The following is an 18,580-nucleotide window of genomic DNA, read 5'->3' as shown; positions in this document are numbered from 1 at the left end:
GGACCGTGAAACGGAGCCGAACCCTGGGCGTTGCCGTTGTCGTGACCGGCCTGCTGCTGGGTGTGACCGCCTGCGGCAGCGAGGACGGTACGTCGGCCGGCGCAGCCGAGACTCCCGCCGCCAAGCACTCGGCGCTGTCGGGCCCGGCGCAGAAGTCGAAGAGCTCGCTGGCCGGCCTCGTCGCCCTGCCTCGCGGTTATGTCGCCGACCCGCGCAATGACACCGGCCCGTTCACCGCGACCGCGTTCCTGAACACCTGGTCCGCCGACCCGGCGCTGGACCGCGCGCTGCTGCTGAACGCGAGCTTCGCCGAGGGGTACCGCGCCAGCCGCGTCAGCCCGGACAGGAAGAAGCGTTACACGCTGCAGCTGTTCAAGACCGGCTCGGCCGGCAAGGCAGCGGTTCTCCAGAAGGGTCTGTGGAACCAGGACACCCACGAGCACCCGTTCAACCTCGCCGGCGCCCTGTCCGACGCCCGGGTCGAGTACGACGGCGGCACCGACCAGTCCGCTGCCGTTGCCGAGGTCAGCCTCGCCGTCGGCCCGATGGTCGTCGAGATCAGCGTCCGCGAGGTAGGTGCCCTGGGCAGCAATCTCACCCCGGACACCGCGCTCGTGACCGCATTGGCGAAGGAACAGCGAGCCCGCCTCACCGCGACCTCGAGTTAACCGATCCGGTCTATCACCAACGGACCTGGCTGGTAGGAGTCCGCGACCGCTACCGCGTCGGCCAGCGACTCCAGCGCACGGTCGATCCGGCTCGCGTCATCAGTGTGCAGCGTCAGCAGGGGCTGACCTTCCTGGATCTGGTCGCCGGGCTTGGCGTGCAGCTCCACGCCGGCCACCGCGGACACCGGGTCCTCCTTGCGCGCCCGCCCCGCACCAAGACGCCAAGCGGCCACACCGACAGCGAGGGCGTCGAGCTTGGACAGGGTGCCAGAGGCCGGAGCCGGTACGACGTGCTGCTCGGGCGCGATCGGGAGCTCCGCGGACGGATCGCCACCCTGGGCGGAGATCATCGCGCGCCAGGCGTCCATCGCAGTACCGTCGCGCAGCTTCTCGGCCGGGTCGACGTCGGTGACGCCGGCCGCGGCGAGCATCTCCTTGGCCAGGGCAACGGTCAGCTCGACCACGTCCGCGGGACCGCCGCCGGCCAGCACCTCGACGGATTCCCGGACCTCGAGCGCGTTGCCCGCGGTCAGGCCGAGCGGTACGGACATGTCGGTCAGCAGGGCAACGGTCTTCACGCCGGCGTCGGTGCCCAGCGCAACCATGGTCTCGGCGAGGTCGCGGGCGTCGGTCAGATCCTTCATGAACGCGCCGGATCCGACCTTCACGTCCAAGACCAGCGCACCGGTGCCCTCGGCAATCTTCTTGCTCATGATCGAGCTGGCGATCAACGGGATCGCCTCGACCGTGCCGGTCACGTCGCGCAGTGCGTACAGCTTCTTGTCGGCCGGAGCCAGACCGTCGCCGGCGGCGCAGATCACCGCGCCGACATCCTCCAGCTGCTGCATCATCTCGTCGTTCGACAGCGCCGCGCGCCAGCCGGGGATCGACTCCAGCTTGTCCAGCGTGCCGCCGGTGTGCCCGAGACCGCGCCCGGACAGCTGCGGTACGGCGACCCCGCAGGCCGCGACCAATGGTGCCAACGGCAACGTGATCTTGTCGCCGACACCGCCGGTCGAGTGCTTGTCCGCGGTCGGCCGGGACAGCTTGCCGAAGTCCATCCGCTCGCCGGACGCGATCATCGCCGCGGTCCAGCGGGCGATCTCGCGCCGGTTCATCCCGTTCAGCAGGATCGCCATCGCGAGCGCGGACATCTGCTCGTCGGCGACGTCGCCCTTGGTGTAGGCGTCGATCACCCAGTCGATCTGCCCGTCGCTCAGCTCGCCCTTGTCCCGCTTGGCCCGGATGACATCCACCGCGTCGAAACTCATTACTCCTCCAGAAACTCGGGCCCGAACGCGTCCGGCAGCAACTCCCGCAACGGCCGGACGCCCGTCGGCGTCTCGATCAGCAGCCCAGGGCCGCCGTTCTCGTGCAGCAACTGCCGGCACCGTCCGCACGGCGTCAGCAGATGCTCGTGCCGATCCACGCAGGTGAACGCAACCAGCCGCCCGCCCCCGGTCCGGTGCAGATCCGACACCAGCCCGCACTCGGCACACAACGTCAGGCCGTACGAAGCGTTCTCCACGTTGCACCCGGCAACAACCCGGCCGTCGTCCACCAGGGCCGCCGCGCCGACCGCGAAATGCGAGTACGGCGCGTAGGCCCGGTGCATCATCTCGATGGCCACCGCGCGCAGCGCCGGCCAGTCGACCTCATTCGGTGACGTAGGGCTCACCGTCGGCCTTCGGCGCTCTCACCCTGCCGACCAGTCCGGCGACCGCGATGATGGTGGCCAGATACGGGGCCATCAGCAACAGTTCGCCGGGGATCGGGGTCTGGATGATCTGGAGCTGGGACTGCAGCTGGGTCGCGAAGCCGAAGAACAGGGCCGCGACGGTCGCACCGATCGGGTGCCAACGGCCCATGATCAGCGCGGCGAGGGCGATGAACCCGTTGCCCGCGGTCATCTCCTTGCTGAACGAACCGGCGTACCCGACGGTGAAGAACGCGCCGCCGAGTCCGGCCAGGATGCCGGCCGAGAGAACGGCGGAGTACCGGATGCGCTTGACCTTGATGCCGACCGTGTCGGCCGCCTTCGGGTGCTCGCCGACCGCGCGGATCCGCAGGCCCCACCGGGTCTGGAACAGCACGAACGTGACGACGGCGACCGCGAAATAGGTCAGGTACACCAGGATCGTCTGGTTGAACAGGATCGGCCCGAAGAACGGGATGCTGGCCAGACCGGGGATCTTCACCGCCGACAGCACGTCCGGCGTGTTCAGCTTGTCCGCGTTCGGCTGCAGGAACTCGTCGAACAGGAAGCCGGTGATGCCGGTCGCGAAGACCACCAGGACGACACCGAGCACGACCTGGTTGACCAGGTACTTGATCGAGAACACCGCGAGCAGCGCGGCCATCAGGACACCGGTCGCGGCGGCGGCGATCAGGGCGGCCGCCGCGCTGCCGGTCGTACTGGCGACGACGGCCGCGGTGAACGCGCCGACCAGGAACTGGCCCTCGATCGCGATGTTGATGACGCCGGCCCGCTCGGACAGCACACCCGCGAGCGCGCCGAGGATCAGCGGGGTGGCGAAGTTCAGCGTGCCCTGGAACTGGTTCGCCAGCGGGAAGACCTTGCCCGCGGAGGCCCAGCACAGGAACGCGCCGATGAAGCACACGCCGAGGATGGCGGCCAGCCAGCCGGCGTACCGCTGCGGCACCCGGCGCAGGATGTAGGCAGCCGCGGCGCCGACGCCGATGATGCCGAGCAGCAATCCGACCGCCTGCGCGGGCAGATGGAGCAGGTTGTTCTGCAGATCGCCGGAGACGAGCTGGAACGTCGCCTTGCCGCTCTTGGTGAAGATCGCCAGCACCAGGCCGATCAGGGCGAACACCAGCATCAAGGTGCCGACTCGCAGCCGCCGGGTCCGGTCGGCCGGGCCCTCGATGACCTGCGGCTTGGCCGGCGCCGCGGGCACGGCATCCGGAGTGGTCTCGGTCATCCGTTCCAGCCTTTCGCGAGGACAGCGCCGGCACCGCGTTCCTTCGGCAGGAACCGGAAGATCGAACGCACCAGCGCCGGAGCCGCGACGAACAGCACGATCACGGCCTGCAGGACGGTGGTCAGGGTCAACGGGGTCTGGGTGATCAGCTGCATCTGCAGGCCGCCCGCGTTCAGCGCGCCGAACAGCAGGCCCGCCAGGACGGTGCCGAGCGGCGTACCGCGGCCCAGCAGCGCGACCGTGATCGCGTCGAACCCGACCGATGCCGCGACACCATCGGTCAGCGGCAGGTCCGTCCCGAGCACCTGCTGGGTGCCGGCCAGACCGGCGAGCGCACCGGCGACGACCATCGCGATGATGTACGCGCGTCCGACCGACATCCCCGCTGTCCGCGAAGCATCGGCGTTCGCTCCGACGGCACGCAACTCGAAGCCGACGGTGGACCGGTTCAGCAACCACCAGACGAAGATCGCGGCGAGCACCGAGAGGATGAAGCCGCCGTGCAGCCGGGTGTCGCCGAACTGCGGGTACTGCGCGTTCGCGTCGACGATCGGCGAGATCGGGTCGGTCCGCCCGGGCCGCCGGAACGTCGACGTGGTCAGCAGCCAGGCGAGCAGGTAGATCGCGACGTAGTTGAGCATGATCGTGACGATCACCTCGTGCGCGCCGGTGCGGGCCTTCAGCAGGCCGACGACGCCACCCCACAAAGCTCCGCCGAGCAGGCCGGCGAGGATCGCCACGATCAGGTGCAGGCCGACCGGCAGGTGCCAGGCGAAACCGACGTACGAGGCCAGGATCGCACCGGCGATCAGCTGGCCCTGGGCGCCGATGTTGAACAGCCCGGTGCGGAAGGCGAGCGAGACCGCCAGACCGCCGCAGATCAGCGGGGTTGCCTGGGTCAACGATTCGCTGATCGCGGTGACCGAGCCGAACGCACCGAGGGCGAGCGCCTTGTAGGCCTCACCGACGGCACTCGCGGCCGCGGAGATGGTGTCCATCGGCGCGGCGCCGAAGTACCCCATCGCGGTCTTCACCTGGTCGTCGCTGACGATGATCAGGATCGCGCCGACCACCAGGGCCAGCACGATCGCGCTCAGTGAGACCAGGCCCTGGATCGCCCACGACGGCAGGCCCGAGCGCCGCGGTTCCCTGGCCGGTGCGGGCGCGGCCGGGGCCGGCTCGACGGTGGTGTCTGTGTCTTCTTCGGGGCTCATCTAGATGGTTCCCAACGTGGTCGGGTTCTCGATCGCGACATCGTGCGCCTCGGACTTGGAGGCGCCGGCCATCATCAGGCCGAGCTCGTCGCGCGGGGTGTCGGCCGGTACGACGCCGACCACCTTGCCGCGGTACATCACCGCGACCCGGTCGGTCAGGGCGGCGATCTCGTCCAGCTCGGTGGACACGATCAGGACCGCGGTGCCGTTGTCGCGTTCCTCGACGATCCGGCTGTGCAGGAACTCGATCGAGCCGACGTCCACACCGCGGGTCGGCTGCGACGCGACCAGCAGCTTCAGCGGCCGGGACAGCTCGCGCGCCAGCACCACCTTCTGCTGGTTGCCGCCGGACAGCGACGACACCGGCAGGTCGATGCCCTGGGTGCGGATGTCGAACTCCTCCACCCGGGCCTGCGCGTTCTGGTCGATCTCGTCGGTCCGCAGCGCCAGTCCGTTGCCGAACGGCGCCTTGCGGAACAGGTCGAGGACCAGGTTCTCGGCCACCGTGAACGAGCCGACGAACCCGTCGTGCGCCCGGTCCTCGGGAACGTAGCCGATCCCGGCGTCGAGCCGCTGTCTGGTCGTCCGGCCGGTCAGGTCCTCGCCGTCCAGCGAGATCGTGCCGGCCGCGATCTGGATCAGCCCCAGCAGCGCCTCGGCGAGCTCGGTCTGACCGTTGCCCTGGACACCGGCCACGGCGACGATCTCGCCGGCCCGCACCTCGAGGTCCACGTCGTCGACGGCGGTGAACCCGCGCTCGTCGATCACGGTCAGCCCCTCGACCCGCAGTACGACGTCCTTCGGCTGGGCCGGCGCCTTGTCCACCACCAGGTCGACGGCGCGGCCCACCATCAGCTCGGCGAGCTGCTCCTCGGTCTCCGACGGCTCGGCCTGACCGACCACCTTGCCGCGGCGGATCACGGTGATCTTGTCCGCGATGGCCTTGACCTCTTTGAGCTTGTGGGTGATGAAGACGATCGAGGTGCCGTTCTCCTTGAGCTGACGCATGACGCCGATCAGCTCCTCGATCTCGGCCGGGGTGAGCACCGCGGTCGGCTCGTCCAGGATCAGCACACTGGCGTCGTTGGCGAGCGCCTTGATGATCTCCACCCGCTGCTGGACGCCGACCGGGATGTCCTCGACCAGCGCCTCGGGGTCGACCTCGAACCCGTACCGCTCGGACAGCTCGGTGACGAGGCGATTCGCCTTCTTGCGGTCCAGCACACCGGCGGCCCGGGTGTTCTCCCGGCCGAGCATGATGTTCTCGGCGACGGTGAACACCGGGACGAGCATGAAGTGCTGGTGCACCATGCCGATACCGTGCTGGATCGCATCGCTCGGCGAGCTGATCCGGACCTTCTCGCCGTCGATCAGGATCTCGCCCTCGTCGGGCTGCAGCAGCCCGTAGAGCATGTTCATCAGCGTGCTCTTACCGGCTCCGTTCTCGCCGAGCAGGCAGTGGATCTCGCCCGGCTCGATCACCAGGTCGATGTGGTCGTTGGCGACCAGCGAGCCGAAGCTCTTGGTCAGGCCGGACAGCTCGAGGTGCATGGCAGCCTTCCCTCTCAGACGGAGAGCCAGGAAGGCACGACCTGTAGGTCGACTGCCTTCCTGGCTCGCACCGTACTACGCAAACGTGCGGCGGTTCAGGACGCCTTCGGCTGAACCTTCGACTCGATGGTGATCTTGCCGCTGATGATGTCGGCCTTGATCGTGTCCAGCTCGGACTTCACGTCCGCCGGGATCTTGCTGTCGAAGTCGTGGAACGGCGCGATCGCCGTACCACCGTTCTGCAGGGTGCCGGTGAACTGGGTGTTGTCGAACTTGTTGTCGACGACCGAGATCACCGCGTCCTTGACCGCGACGTCCATGCCCTTCTCGACACTGCTCATCAGCACCGAGCAGTACTCCTCGGCACTGATGCAGCCGTCGGTGTCGACCCAGATCGCGTTGACCTTGCCGTTGCTGGCCTTCGCTGCCTGCAGACCGCCCAGACCGGACGGACCGGCGACCGGGAACAGCACGTCGGCGCCCTGGGTGATCAGGTTCTGCGCGTTGTTCTGCCCCTTGGCCTTGTCCTCGAAGTCGCCCGTGAACAGGCCCTTCTGCTTCTGGTCGTCCCAGCCGAGCACCTGGACGTTCTTGCTCTTCTGCGTGTTGTAGTAGCGCACGCCCTGGGCGAAGCCGTCCATGAAGATGGTCACGGTCGGGATCTGCAGGCCGCCGAACGTGCCGACCTTGCCGGACTTCGTCATCGCGGCGGCCAGGTAGCCGGCCTGGAAGCTGGACTGCGCGGTGTTGAACAGCAGCGGCTTCAGGTTCGCGATCGGTGCTTTCGGCGCCGAGTCGACGATGGCGAACTTGATGTTCGGGTTCGCCTTGGCGGCCGCCTCGGTGGCGTCCTCGAGCTTGAAGCCGACGGCGACGATGACGTTGCACTTGGCGCTGACCATCGCGGTCATGTTCGTCGTGTAGTCGTTGTCCGACTTCGACTCGGCCTTGACCTCGGTCAGGCCCCTCTCCTTCACCGCGTCCTGCAGGCCCTTGTACGAGGTCTGGTTGAACGACTTGTCGTCGAAACCCCCCGAGTCGGAGACCATGCAGGCCTTGAAGTCCTTGTTGGCGCTGCTGCCGGAGCTCGCGTTGTCGCTCGGCTTGCTGCCACAAGCGGCGACGGCGAGCGTCAGCACGCCCACGATCGCCGTTCCCCGCACGTACTTCTTCACCGGACGTCTCCTTCGTCGACCAGAAAAACCTGTGCCACTGCATCTGCCCGGCACGCCTTCCCCCACGTGCCGCATCCGCAGACTATAGGGCGCGCCCCGTCATTCTTTGAACGTCGAGCAGGCCTCGATACCGGAAAGTGACCGGCATTCGCGTCACATTTCGACAACTTCTCCGGTACGGTCACCGGCTGCGGCGCCAACGTCACGGTGTGCACGCTCCGTGGCCGCTCTCACCGTGCGTGGTCGTCTCGCCGTGTGGCCGGCGGCGGGGCCGGGCCGGATCCGTCGTACCGCTGGTGCACAATCTCGGGATGAGTCATCAGTTGCTGGTCGCGGACGTGCTCGCGCGGGTCGAGGCGGTGCGCGAGGAGATGGTCGAGGTACGGCGCGACCTGCACGCGCACCCGGAGCTCGGGTGGCACGAGGTCCGGACGACCGAGCTCCTCGAGAAGCGGCTGGTCGAGGCCGGGCTGTCGCCGCGGGTGCTGCCGACAGGGACCGGACTGATCTGCGATATCGGCTCCGGCGACACGTGCGTGGCGCTACGCGCGGACATCGACGCGCTGCCGGTGCCGGACGGGGTGGAGGCCCCTTGGCGGTCGACGCTCGACGGCGTGGCGCACGCGTGCGGTCACGACGTCCACACGTCGGCTCTGCTCGGTGCGTCGCTCGTGCTGGCCGGGATGGCGCGCGATGGACAGCTGGACCGGCGGGTCCGGGTGATCTTCCAGCCGGCTGAGGAGGTGATGCCGGGCGGAGCTCTCGGTGTCATCGCGGCCGGCGGACTCGACGGGGTCCGCCGTATCTATGGGCTGCACTGCGACCCGCGGCTGCAGGTGGGCCAGGTCGGGCTGCGCGTCGGTGCACTGACCGCGGCCGCCGACCGCATCCTCGTGCGGCTCACCGGACCGGGCGGCCATACGTCCCGGCCGCATCTGACCGCGGACCTTGTCTACGCGCTCGCGACCCTGGTGGCAGCGCTCCCGGCCGCACTCTCCCGCCGGGTCGACCCGCGCGCCGGCATGTCGCTGGTCTGGGGCCGCATCACCTCCGGTTCGGCCGCCAACGCGATCCCGTCCCGCGGCGAGGCCGAGGGCACCCTCCGCTGCCTCGACGCCAACGCGTGGCGGCTGGCCGAGGAGCTGATCCCGTCGCTGGCCGAGCAGATCGTCCGCCCGTACGGCGTGGAGGTCGATACCGAGGTCACCCACGGCGTACCGCCCGTCATGAACGACGCGACCGCCATCAGCGTTCTGAACAACGCCGTACAGCAGACCCTGGGCTCCAGCGCGATCGCGCCGACGGATCAGAGCCTCGGCGGCGAAGACTTCGCCTGGTACCTCGAACACGTCCCCGGCGCCATGGCCCGCCTGGGCGTCCGCCCGCCCACCCAGGAATCAGCCGCCGACCTCCACACCCCCGGCTTCACCCCCTCCGAAGAAGCCATCACCCTGGGCACGACAGTCCTCACCTCAGCCGCCCTCCTCGACTGACCAAGGACTTTCTAGAAGGTGTCGGCGGGGACGTAGACGCCCCAGACTTCGCGGAGGGTGTTGGAGACTTCGCCGACGGTGGCTCGGGCCTTCAGGGCCGCTTTCATCGGGTAGAGGCAGTTGTCGTTGCCTTGGGCAGCCTTTTTGAGGGCGGCGAGGGCCTTGTCGACGGCGGCCTGGTCGCGGTTGGCGCGGAGGTCGGCGAGGCGGGCGGTTTGCTGGGCCTCGATGGTGGGATCGACGCGGAGCGGCTCGTACGGCTCCTCTTCGGCGATCTTGAACTTGTTCATCCCGACGACGACACGTTCCACCGAGTCGATCTCCTGGGCGATCTGGTACGCCGAGCGCTCGATCTCCTGCTTCTGGAAGCCCTTCTCGATCGCGGCGACCGCCCCGCCGTACTCCTCGACCTGGTCCATCAGCTCCACCGCCGCGGCCTCGACCTCGTCGGTGAGCGACTCGACGACGTACGAGCCGGCGAACGGGTCGACCGTGGCGGTGATGTCGGTCTCGTACGCCAGCACCTGCTGGGTACGCAGCGCCAGCCGGGCGGCCTTCTCGGTGGGTAGCGCGATCGCCTCGTCATAGGAGTTGGTGTGCAGGGACTGGGTGCCACCGAGCACGGCGGCCAGGCCCTGGATCGCCACGCGGACGAGGTTGACCTCGGGCTGCTGCGCGGTGAGCTGTACGCCGGCCGTCTGGGTGTGGAACCGCAGCATCAGCGACTTCGGGTTCTTGGCGCCGAACTCGTCCCGCATCACCCGCGACCAGATCCGCCGCGCGGCCCGGAACTTCGCCACCTCCTCCAGCAGCGTCGTCCGCGCGACGAAGAAGAACGACAGCCGCGGCGCGAACTCGTCCACCTCCAGCCCGGACGCGACCGCGGCCCGGACGTACTCGATCCCGTTCGCCAGCGTGAACGCGATCTCCTGCGCGGGCGTCGCCCCGGCCTCGGCCATGTGGTAGCCCGAGATCGAGATCGTGTTCCACTTCGGCAGCTCGGACTGGCAGTACGCGAAGATGTCGCTGATCAGCCGCAGCGACTCCTTCGGCGGGTAGATGTAGGTGCCGCGCGCGATGTACTCCTTCAGTACGTCGTTCTGGATCGTGCCGGTCAGCTTGCCGGCGGAGACGCCCTGCTCCTCGGCCACCAACTGGTACAGCAGGAGCAGCACCGATCCGGGTGCGTTGATGGTCATCGAAGTGGACACCTGGTCCAGCGGGATCTTGTCGAACAGCACCCGCATGTCGTCGATCGAGTCGATCGCCACCCCGACCTTGCCGACCTCGCCGTGCGCGATCGTGGCGTCGGAGTCGTACCCCATCTGGGTCGGCAGGTCGAACGCGACCGACAGGCCCATGGTCCCGTGGTCGATCAGCTGGTGGTACCGCTGGTTCGACTCGGCCGCGGTCCCGAACCCGGCGTACTGCCGCATGGTCCACGGCCGCTGCGTGTACATCGTCGGGTACACGCCCCGGGTGTACGGGAACTGCCCCGGCTCACCCAGCTTCGCCGCCGGGTCGAACCCGTCCAGCGGCTCGTACACCGGATCGAACTCGAACCCCGACTCGCTGCGATGACTCATGCCCCAAAGGTAGGCGAACCACCGCCCGACTGGTATGACGTCGAGCACGCCAGGCGAACAGCACGCTCGGGCGACCTCGTTGGGTCTGATTCCTACTGGTTGGATTCCTACCAGGAGGTGTCCATGAAATTGCGGCCAAAGGGTCAACTGACCGTACCGTTGGAGATCCGCGAGCATCTGGGCTCCACGACGGCGACGAAGTGGAGTTTGTCCTCCGCGGGAACGCCGTACAGCTTGTCCGCGCGAAGTCCAACCGGTCGCACGGCCGGCAGGCTGCCGCACGGCTGCGCGGCCGTGGCACCAGCGGCATGAGCACCGACGAGATCATGGAGCTGCTGCGTGGCGAGGACTGACCTGTCACTGGTCCCGGCCACCGACAACTCTCGTCGACGCCTGCGTCATCCTCGACCTCACCACCGACGACCCGAATTGGGCCGACTGGTCGGAGGACGCCCTCGCGCAAGCAGCCGACCAGGGACCACTTGTGATCAACCCCATCCTGTACGCCGAGGTGTCGGTCGACTTCAACTCCGTCGAGGAGCTCGACGAGGTCCTCGACGAGGCCGAGCTGGGACGCGAACCGCTCCCGTTCGACGCCGGATTCCTGGCGGGGAAGGCCTTCCTCACCTGTCGTCGGCGCGGAGGACCTCGCCGTTCGCCGCTCGGCGACTTCTACATCGGAGCCCACGCCGCGATCGCCGGCCACCGGCTCCTCACCCGCGACGCCAACCGCTACCTCACCTACTTCCCCACTGTTCCGCTCATCGCCCCCTGACCTCGTCTCGCCGGCCGACCACCGCGACCACGATCCCCAGAGTTCGCATACGACTAACCAAGCACAGCCCGGTGGCAACCTGAAGGACACTTCAAATCCCTGCAGGTGTCGACAGGGCATCGACGCCGGGTCACGAGAGCGTCGCCCAGGGTTCATGCGCGGTGAGGAACCTTCGAAGTGTGCGAATCGTGATGGTGGCCGAGACTTTCCTGCCGCAGATCAATGGCGTGGCGAACACGGCGCGCCACGTGGCCGACCGGCTGCGCGCCCGTGGGCACGCACTGCTGATCATCGCCCCCGGACCGGGTCCCGACGCGTACGGCGACGTACCGGTGATCCGGGCCCGCAGCTTCCGGACGCCCGGCTACAAGGAGTACCCGGTCGGCCTGCCCGATCCGTCGATCGAACGCGCGATGGCCGACTTCAAGCCGGACCTGGTGCACCTCGCGTCGCCGTTCATCATCGGCGCGTACGGCCTGCGCGCGGCCCGCAAGCTCGGGCTACCGACGGTCGCGATCTTCCAGACCGACATCGCCGGCTTCGCCCGCCAGTACCCCTGGTACGCCGCCGCAGACCGCGGCATCTGGCGCTGGGTACGGCGGACGCACTCGCGCGCCGACCGCACCCTCGCGCCTTCGACGGCATCCGTCGACGCGCTGGTGCAGCGCGGCGTACCGTGGGTGCACCTGTGGGGCCGCGGCGTGAACCTCGACCTGTTCGACCCCAAGCACCGCGACGAGGAATGGCGCCGGCAGATCTCGCCGGACGGCAAGCCGATCGTCGGGTACGTCGGCCGGCTGGCCGCGGAGAAGAAGGTACGCCGGCTCGCCGAGCTGACCGAGCTGGACTGCCGGATCGTGGTCGTCGGCGACGGCCCGGACCGCGCCTCACTGGAGAACGCGTTGCCGACGGCAACCTTCCTGGGGATGCGCCGCGGCGCCGACCTGGCGTCGATCTTCGCCGGGCTGGACGTGTTCGTGCACACCGGCGAGCACGAGACGTTCTGCCAGACGATCCAGGAGGCGCAGGCGTCCGGCGTGGCCACGGTCGGCCCAGCCGCGGGCGGCCCGCTCGACCTGATCCACCCGGGCGAGAACGGCCTGCTGTTCGAGCCGGGCAAGCCGGGATCGCTGCGCGACCAGGTGAAGATCATGCTCGACCACCCTGAGGCCCGCGGCCGGATGGCGGCCGCCGGCCTGCAGCGGGTGCAGTCCCGGACCTGGCCGGCGGTGGTCGACGACCTGGTCGACCGGCACTACGCCGAGGTCCTCCGTGAGGCGGCGGCTGTCCGGCGGGTCGCGTGAGTGCGCTCCGGATCGCCCAACTGGCGAACTTCGTCGGGCCGACGTCCGGTGGGATGCGGACCGCGATCGAGCAGATCGGCCAGGGGTACGTCGAGGCCGGCGCCGAGCGGATCGTGATCACGCCGGGCGAGCGCGACACCGTCGAGGAGACCGGGTTCGGCACGGTGGTCCGGGTGAAGGCGCCCAAGGTGAGCGGTGGCTACCGGCTGATCACCAACCCGTGGAACGTGATCGACGTACTGAAGAAGTTCGGGCCGACCACGGTCGAGATCTCGGACAAGTCGACGCTGCTCCCGGTCGCGCGCTGGGCCCGGCGCAACGACGTCGGCACGATCCTGTTCAGCCACGAACGCCTGGACGCGATGCTGGCGCTGGGGTCGGCCCGCCCGGGTCAGCTCGGCGGCCACGACGTACTGCGTCCCGGCCGGATGCTCGGTGAGGTCAGCCAGCGCACCAGCCGCTGGACCGGTGAGAGCGTGCAGCGCCGCGCCGAGGGCGTGAAGGCCAGCCAGCTCCATGTGGTCGCGACCGTCGCCGCGCTGTACCGCATCCTCAGTCGCACGTACGACGCCGTCGTGGTCACGTCCCGGTATGCGGCGGCCGAGTTCGACGAGGTGACCACACCGCTGGTCCGGATCCCGCTCGGGGTCGACCTGGACACGTTCCACCCGTCGCTGGCCGAGCCGGTGGACGACGGCGTACTGAAGCTGGTGCACGCCGGACGGCTGTCGCGCGAGAAGAGTCCGCACCTCGCGGTCGCCACCGCGGCCGAGCTCCACCGCCGGGGCGTGAAACTGCGGATGGATGTGTACGGCACCGGTCCGCACCTCGACGAGCTGATCGAGATCGCGGGCGATGCGCCGGTCACGTTCCACGGGTACGTCGACGGCCGCCGGACGCTCGCCAGGCATCTCGCCGAGGCCGACATCGCACTGTCCGTCTGCCCCGGCGAGACCTTCGGCCTGGCCGTCCTCGAGGCCCTCGCCGCCGGCACCCCGGTCGTCACCGCGAACACCGGCGGCGCCCGCGAACTCGTCGACGAGACCTGCGGCCGCTGGGAGGCCGCCAAACCTTCCGCCCTGGCCGACGCGGTCCTCGCGCTGGCGAAGGTCCCCGGCCGCCGGGCCGCCGCCCGCCATCGCGCCGAACGCTACGAATGGCAGACCTGCGTCAATCGCATGCTCGCCCTCCACCACCGCCTCAGCCAGACCCGCGTCGCCGCCTAGAAGGGCTGTCCCGCCGCTGCCAGACCGGGGCGGCCCCGTCGCAGCCGGACCGCCAGCCCCTCACTGACCCCGGGTCCCGGCCTCTGACCGCCGGTCCGGACGAGCTCTCCGGAACATAATCGCCACCGAGCGCAAACTTCTTTCCGGAAAGCCGACCGCGACATACGCCAACCCCTCTGTACACGCCCGCACCATCCCCGCGAGTCGTGGCAAACGGTTCCGGCTCCGATCGCCGAGTCGTGGATCGAGGCAGATTTTCACAACCTCTTTCCACGACTCGGCGGAACTGGCGCGAGCCGGCCGCCACGACTCGAGGTTCGCCTCGGTTGGCCTGATCGTTTCAGGTGAGGTGGTCGTAGTCGCCTCGGGTCCAGGCCGCGTGGCGGTCGGCGGAGCGGCGGACTACGGCCTTGGCGTCTGTTGGGATGCTGGCGCCGAAGTTGTTGTACAGGCGGTCGTACTCGTAGGGGTCGAGGGAGCGGGCGACCCGGTCGACGACCGCGCCGGACAGCGGGATGCGGTTCGGGTAGCTGCGCATGAAGCTCACCGACGTACGGTCGGGGTTGGCGAAGATCGTGTCGCCGGACAGGATCACACCCTTGCCCTCGGCACCGTTCTGCCAGTGCACGACCGCGCTGCCGGGGAAGTGACCGCCCGGTTGGAGAACGGTCACTCCGGGTAGCGGCGTCAGCGTGCCCGACCAGGTCCGGATCACCGCGTCCTGCCGGGCGACCCACTCCTTGTCCGCCTCCGAGACATACACCGGTACGTCGCCGAGGCGGTGGCTCCACTCGACCTGGACGCCGTACATGTGCGGGTGGCTGGCGATGATCCCGACCACCTCGCCCCGCTCGCGGACCCGGCGGACGGCGTCGTCGTCGACGTACCCGATCGGGTCCCAGAGCAGGTTGCCCGCCTCCGTTGTCACCAGCATCGACTGCTGGCCGATCCCGATCGGCGGCTTCGAGCGGATGCCGTACAGGTCGGGCTCCACCTCGGTGATGGTGACCTCGGTGCCGGCCAGCTCCTCGAGCGTGGTCCAGTGCTGCCCGTCGGCGGGCACCCACTGCCGCTCGTCGGCGCAGATCGCGCATACGTCGACCTGCTCGGAGTGCTCGACCGCACAGGTCGCACAGATCCAGAAACTCACTGTAGTTCTCCCCTTCGGTTCTGATGTGCCGGTAAGCCAACGCGTTCAAGCTCAGTTGAAGTCAAGCTACGACGCGACCGAAATCACATACACCGCGATCGATGTCACAGCTGTCAGGACATTTCATCGCGGTGAGCGGGTCTAGCATCAAAGACGATTTGGCAAACGCGTCCGAGGAGGATCTGGTGCCCAGCAAACCAGCCGGCACGCTGTACCGCGGCCGGGAGGGCATGTGGTCGTGGGTCGCGCACCGGATCACCGGTGTCGGGATCTTCTTCTTCCTGCTGGTGCACGTGCTGGACACCGCGCTGGTCCGGGTCTCGCCGCACGCGTACAACGAGGTCATCGGCACCTACAAGAACCCGATCGTCGGGCTGCTCGAGGTCGGCCTGGTGGCCGCGATCCTGTTCCACGCGTTCAACGGCATCCGGCTGATCCTGGTGGACTTCTGGGCCAAGGGCCCGCGCTACCAGCGGCAGCTGATGATCGGCGTCGGGGTGATCTGGGTGGTCCTGTTCGTCCCGTTCGTCATCCGCCATCTGACCCACGTGTTCGGAGGCTGAGATGAGCGAGATCGCGGCTCCCCGGTCGAGCAACCGGTCGCGAAACCTCAAGGGCGGCGGCCGGAACCGTTCGGGCCAGACCAACTTCGAGCTGTACAGCTGGCTGTTCATGCGGCTGTCCGGGCTCGCCCTCGTCATCCTGGTGCTCGGGCACCTGTTCGTGAACCTGATGCTCGGCGGCGGGATCACCGCGCTGGACTTCGGCTTCGTGGCCGGCAAGTGGGCCAACCCGCTGTGGCAGGTCTGGGACCTGCTGATGCTGTGGCTGGCGATGCTGCACGGCTCGAACGGCCTGCGCACGATCATCAACGACTACGCCGAGAAGGACCAGACCCGGTTCTGGCTCAAGGCCTTGCTGATCACCGCGGCGATCGTCATCGTCGTCCTCGGCACCCTGGTGATCTTCACCTTCGACCCCTGCCTAGACCCGAACAGCACGCTGTCGGTCTGTAAGTAAGGAAGAAATGCAACAGCACCAGTACGACGTCATCATCGTCGGCGCGGGTGGCGCGGGAATGCGCGCGGCTCTCGAGTCCAGCAAGCGCACCCGCACCGCAGTACTCACCAAGCTCTATCCGACCCGGTCGCACACCGGCGCGGCCCAGGGCGGCATGTGTGCCGCGCTGGCGAACGTCGAGGAGGACAACTGGGAGTGGCACACCTTCGACACGGTCAAGGGTGGTGACTTCCTGGTCGACCAGGACGCGGCCGAGGTGATGTGCCGCGAGGCCGTCGACGCGGTGCTCGACCTGGAGAAGATGGGTCTACCGTTCAACCGGACCGCCGAGGGCAAGATCGACCAGCGGTTCTTCGGCGGCCACACCCGCAACCACGGCGAGGCCGTCGTACGCCGGTCCTGCTTCGCGGCCGACCGCACCGGGCACATGATCCTGCAGACGCTGTACCAGCAGTGCATCAAGCAGAACGTCGAATTCTTCAACGAGTACTACGTCCTCGACCTGCTGATGACCGACGGCAAGGCGAGCGGTGTGGTCGCCTACGAGCTGGCCACCGGCGAGCTGCACGTGTTCTCGGCCAAGTCGGTGATCTTCGCGTCCGGTGGTTTCGGCAAGGTCTTCCGGACCACGTCCAACGCGCACACGCTGACCGGCGACGGGATGGGCATCGTCTGGCGCAAGGGCCTGCCGCTGGAGGACATGGAGTTCTTCCAGTTCCACCCGACCGGCCTGGCGGGTCTCGGCGTCCTGCTGTCGGAGGCGGCCCGCGGTGAGGGCGGCATCCTGCGGAACAAGGACAACGAACGCTTCATGGAGCGCTACGCGCCGACCGTGAAGGACCTCGCGCCGCGCGACATGGTCGCCCGCGCGATGGCGAACGAGGTCCGCGAGGGCCGCGGCTGCGGTCCGGACGGCGCGTACGTGATGCTCGACCTGACCCACCTGGAGCCCGCGCACATCGACGCGAAGCTGCCGGACATCACCGAGTTCGCGCGCACCTACCTGGGCGTCGAGCCGTACACCGAGCAGATCCCGGTGTTCCCGACCGCGCACTACGCGATGGGCGGCATCCCGACCAACATCCAGGGCGAGGCGCTGGCGAACAACGACGACGTGATCCCGGGCCTGTACGCCGCCGGCGAGGTCGCGTGCGTGTCCGTCCACGGTGCGAACCGCCTGGGGACCAACTCGCTGCTCGACATCAACGTGTTCGGCCGCCGGGCCGGGATCGCGGCTGCGGAGTACGCGTCGACCGCGGAATTCGAGGAACTGCCTTCCGAGCCGGAAAAGTATGTCGTGGAGCTGATCGAGGGGCTGCGCAACTCGACCGGTGAGGAGCGGATCGCGGCGATCCGGTTCGATCTGCAGGCGACGATGGACCTGAACGCGCAGGTGTACCGGACCGAGGGCTCGCTGAAGCAGGCGCTGATCGACATCGAGGCGCTGAAACTCCGGTTCGCGGACGTCGCCGTCCAGGACAAGGGCAAGCGTTTCAACACCGACCTGCTCGAGGCGGTCGAGCTCGGCTTCCTGCTCGACCTGGCCGAGGTGCTGGTGGTGTCCGCGCTGGAGCGCAAGGAGTCCCGCGGCGGGCACTTCCGCGAGGACTACGCGACCCGCGACGACGTGAACTTCATGCGGCACACGATGGCGTACCGCGAGATCGACGCCGAGGGCAACGTCAACATCCGGCTGGACTACAAGCCGGTCGTGCAGACCCGCTACAAGCCGATGGAGCGCAAGTACTGATGGACGTGAAGGTCAAGATCCTCCGGTACAACCCCGAGGTGCTCGACGAGGCGGAGTGGAAGACGTACTCCGTCACGCTGGAGCCGACCGACCGGGTGCTCGACGCGCTGCACAAGATCAAGTGGGAGCAGGACGGCACGCTGACGTTCCGGCGGTCCTGCGCGCACGGTGTCTGCGGCTCGGACGCGATGCGGATCAACGGGCGGAACCGGCTGGCCTGCAAGACGCTGATCAAGGACCTGAACCCGGACAAGGAGATCACCGTCGAGCCGATCAAGGGCCTGACGGTGCTCAAGGACCTGGTCGTCGACATGGACCCGTTCTTCGAGGCGTACCGCGCGGTGATGCCGTTCCTGGTCACCAGCGGTCACGAGCCGACCCGGGAGCGGATCCAGTCGCCGGAGGACCGGGCCCGGTTCGACGACACCACCAAGTGCATCCTCTGCGCCGCGTGTACGACGTCCTGCCCGGTGTTCTGGTCCGACGGCCAGTACTTCGGCCCGCAGGCGATCGTCGGCGCGCACCGGTTCATCTTCGACAGCCGCGACGAGGGCACCGAGCAGCGGCTCGAGATCCTGAACGACAAAGAGGGCGTCTGGCGCTGCCGGACCACCTTCAACTGCACCGACGCCTGCCCGCGCGGTATCGAGGTCACCAAGGCGATCCAGGAAGTGAAGCGCGCCCTCATCTTCAGGCGGGTGTGATCGGCGGCCCTGGCTGTCG

Annotated in this window: 18 protein-coding genes; 10 read left to right on the top strand and 8 right to left on the bottom strand. The window is 68.4% G+C overall.

Going from position 1 to position 18,580, the window contains the following annotated elements:
* Window positions 1-5 precede the first annotated feature (5 nt).
* Window positions 6-668 carry a hypothetical protein gene (locus OHA18_RS21510; protein ID WP_329005968.1) on the top strand — a complete coding sequence of 221 codons (663 nt, stop codon included), beginning with the start codon at window positions 6-8 and terminating at the stop codon, window positions 666-668.
* Here OHA18_RS21510 and OHA18_RS21505 read toward each other — a convergent pair.
* The 6 genes from OHA18_RS21505 to OHA18_RS21480 form a co-directional block, all read right to left on the bottom strand.
* Window positions 665-1,939, bottom strand: coding sequence for a thymidine phosphorylase (locus tag OHA18_RS21505; RefSeq protein WP_329005967.1), 1,275 nt, complete (start codon window positions 1,937-1,939; stop codon window positions 665-667). The two genes, OHA18_RS21510 and OHA18_RS21505, sit on opposite strands and share 4 nt — an antisense overlap.
* Window positions 1,939-2,346: a cytidine deaminase gene (locus tag OHA18_RS21500; protein ID WP_329005966.1), complete on the bottom strand. Its 408-nt coding sequence runs from the start codon at window positions 2,344-2,346 to the stop codon at window positions 1,939-1,941. The genes OHA18_RS21505 and OHA18_RS21500 overlap by 1 nt, the downstream gene beginning before the upstream one ends.
* Window positions 2,324-3,613 carry an ABC transporter permease gene (locus OHA18_RS21495; protein ID WP_329005965.1) on the bottom strand — a complete coding sequence of 430 codons (1,290 nt, stop codon included), beginning with the start codon at window positions 3,611-3,613 and terminating at the stop codon, window positions 2,324-2,326. The genes OHA18_RS21500 and OHA18_RS21495 overlap by 23 nt, the downstream gene beginning before the upstream one ends.
* A complete protein-coding gene (locus tag OHA18_RS21490) occupies window positions 3,610-4,827 on the bottom strand; it encodes an ABC transporter permease (RefSeq protein WP_329005964.1) in 1,218 nt (405 codons plus the stop codon). Before OHA18_RS21490 ends, OHA18_RS21495 begins: the two co-directional genes overlap by 4 nt.
* Entirely contained in the window at window positions 4,828-6,378 is a 1,551-nt protein-coding gene (locus OHA18_RS21485) for an ABC transporter ATP-binding protein (protein ID WP_329005963.1), read from the bottom strand. It lies immediately after the preceding gene.
* A gap of 95 nt (window positions 6,379-6,473) precedes the next feature.
* On the bottom strand, window positions 6,474-7,553 hold the full coding sequence (locus OHA18_RS21480) for a BMP family lipoprotein (RefSeq protein WP_329005962.1): 1,080 nt from the start codon (window positions 7,551-7,553) through the stop codon (window positions 6,474-6,476).
* A gap of 311 nt (window positions 7,554-7,864) precedes the next feature.
* On the opposite strand from OHA18_RS21480, the gene OHA18_RS21475 reads away from it, so the two are divergent.
* A complete protein-coding gene (locus tag OHA18_RS21475) occupies window positions 7,865-9,046 on the top strand; it encodes an amidohydrolase (RefSeq protein ID WP_329005961.1) in 1,182 nt (393 codons plus the stop codon).
* A gap of 11 nt (window positions 9,047-9,057) precedes the next feature.
* Here the strand turns inward: OHA18_RS21475 and OHA18_RS21470 are convergent, their stop codons facing one another.
* The gene (locus tag OHA18_RS21470; protein ID WP_329005960.1) at window positions 9,058-10,632 is read right to left on the bottom strand and encodes an acyl-CoA mutase large subunit family protein; all 1,575 of its coding nucleotides are present in this window, start codon (window positions 10,630-10,632) and stop codon (window positions 9,058-9,060) included.
* A gap of 200 nt (window positions 10,633-10,832) precedes the next feature.
* On the opposite strand from OHA18_RS21470, the gene OHA18_RS21465 reads away from it, so the two are divergent.
* From OHA18_RS21465 to OHA18_RS21450, 4 genes are all read left to right on the top strand, one after another.
* Window positions 10,833-10,985, top strand: a complete 153-nt coding sequence (locus tag OHA18_RS21465; protein ID WP_329005959.1) for a hypothetical protein — start codon at window positions 10,833-10,835, stop codon at window positions 10,983-10,985.
* Window positions 10,982-11,407: a type II toxin-antitoxin system VapC family toxin gene (locus OHA18_RS21460; RefSeq protein ID WP_329006145.1), complete on the top strand. Its 426-nt coding sequence runs from the start codon at window positions 10,982-10,984 to the stop codon at window positions 11,405-11,407. The genes OHA18_RS21465 and OHA18_RS21460 overlap by 4 nt, the downstream gene beginning before the upstream one ends.
* A gap of 179 nt (window positions 11,408-11,586) precedes the next feature.
* Window positions 11,587-12,711 carry a glycosyltransferase family 4 protein gene (locus OHA18_RS21455; RefSeq protein ID WP_329005958.1) on the top strand — a complete coding sequence of 375 codons (1,125 nt, stop codon included), beginning with the start codon at window positions 11,587-11,589 and terminating at the stop codon, window positions 12,709-12,711.
* On the top strand, window positions 12,708-13,937 hold the full coding sequence (locus tag OHA18_RS21450) for a glycosyltransferase (RefSeq protein WP_329005957.1): 1,230 nt from the start codon (window positions 12,708-12,710) through the stop codon (window positions 13,935-13,937). Before OHA18_RS21455 ends, OHA18_RS21450 begins: the two co-directional genes overlap by 4 nt.
* A 340-nt stretch (window positions 13,938-14,277) precedes the next feature.
* Here OHA18_RS21450 and OHA18_RS21445 read toward each other — a convergent pair whose 3' ends face one another.
* On the bottom strand, window positions 14,278-15,087 hold the full coding sequence (locus OHA18_RS21445; RefSeq protein WP_329005956.1) for an MBL fold metallo-hydrolase: 810 nt from the start codon (window positions 15,085-15,087) through the stop codon (window positions 14,278-14,280).
* A 185-nt stretch (window positions 15,088-15,272) separates the two neighbouring features.
* Here OHA18_RS21445 and sdhC point away from each other — a divergent pair, with 185 nt between their 5' ends.
* Genes sdhC through OHA18_RS21425 form a run of 4 tightly spaced genes read left to right on the top strand, consistent with a single transcriptional unit; the run spans window position 15,273 to window position 18,561 of the window.
* Window positions 15,273-15,650, top strand: coding sequence for a succinate dehydrogenase, cytochrome b556 subunit (gene sdhC / locus OHA18_RS21440; protein ID WP_329005955.1), 378 nt, complete (start codon window positions 15,273-15,275; stop codon window positions 15,648-15,650).
* Window position 15,651: 1 nt separating this feature from the next.
* Window positions 15,652-16,107 carry a succinate dehydrogenase hydrophobic membrane anchor subunit gene (locus OHA18_RS21435; protein WP_329005954.1) on the top strand — a complete coding sequence of 152 codons (456 nt, stop codon included), beginning with the start codon at window positions 15,652-15,654 and terminating at the stop codon, window positions 16,105-16,107.
* A gap of 7 nt (window positions 16,108-16,114) precedes the next feature.
* Window positions 16,115-17,857 (top strand): succinate dehydrogenase flavoprotein subunit, encoded by a 1,743-nt coding sequence (sdhA, locus tag OHA18_RS21430; RefSeq protein ID WP_329005953.1) that lies wholly within the window; start codon window positions 16,115-16,117, stop codon window positions 17,855-17,857.
* The gene (locus tag OHA18_RS21425; RefSeq protein WP_329005952.1) at window positions 17,857-18,561 is read left to right on the top strand and encodes a succinate dehydrogenase iron-sulfur subunit; all 705 of its coding nucleotides are present in this window, start codon (window positions 17,857-17,859) and stop codon (window positions 18,559-18,561) included. The genes sdhA and OHA18_RS21425 overlap by 1 nt, the downstream gene beginning before the upstream one ends.
* The last annotated feature ends 19 nt before the right edge of the window (window positions 18,562-18,580 follow it).

Origin of the sequence: Kribbella sp. NBC_00709, from assembly GCF_036226565.1 — a bacterium.
Classification (GTDB): domain Bacteria; phylum Actinomycetota; class Actinomycetes; order Propionibacteriales; family Kribbellaceae; genus Kribbella.
Note: the sequence above shows the minus strand (reverse complement) of the source record. Positions and strands in the feature narration are given on the sequence as shown.

What these genes read in the sequence shown, in the direction of transcription:
- OHA18_RS21475 (WP_329005961.1), top strand. Translation starts at nt 7,865, where the DNA reads ATGAGTCATCAGTTGCTGGTCGCGGACGTGCTCGCGCGGGTCGAGGCG.
- OHA18_RS21490 (WP_329005964.1), bottom strand. Translation starts at nt 4,827, where the DNA reads ATGAGCCCCGAAGAAGACACAGACACCACCGTCGAGCCGGCCCCGGCC.
- OHA18_RS21485 (WP_329005963.1), bottom strand. Translation starts at nt 6,378, where the DNA reads ATGCACCTCGAGCTGTCCGGCCTGACCAAGAGCTTCGGCTCGCTGGTC.
- OHA18_RS21495 (WP_329005965.1), bottom strand. Translation starts at nt 3,613, where the DNA reads ATGACCGAGACCACTCCGGATGCCGTGCCCGCGGCGCCGGCCAAGCCG.
- OHA18_RS21505 (WP_329005967.1), bottom strand. Translation starts at nt 1,939, where the DNA reads ATGAGTTTCGACGCGGTGGATGTCATCCGGGCCAAGCGGGACAAGGGC.
- OHA18_RS21470 (WP_329005960.1), bottom strand. Translation starts at nt 10,632, where the DNA reads ATGAGTCATCGCAGCGAGTCGGGGTTCGAGTTCGATCCGGTGTACGAG.
- OHA18_RS21425 (WP_329005952.1), top strand. Translation starts at nt 17,857, where the DNA reads ATGGACGTGAAGGTCAAGATCCTCCGGTACAACCCCGAGGTGCTCGAC.
- sdhA (WP_329005953.1), top strand. Translation starts at nt 16,115, where the DNA reads ATGCAACAGCACCAGTACGACGTCATCATCGTCGGCGCGGGTGGCGCG.
- OHA18_RS21435 (WP_329005954.1), top strand. Translation starts at nt 15,652, where the DNA reads ATGAGCGAGATCGCGGCTCCCCGGTCGAGCAACCGGTCGCGAAACCTC.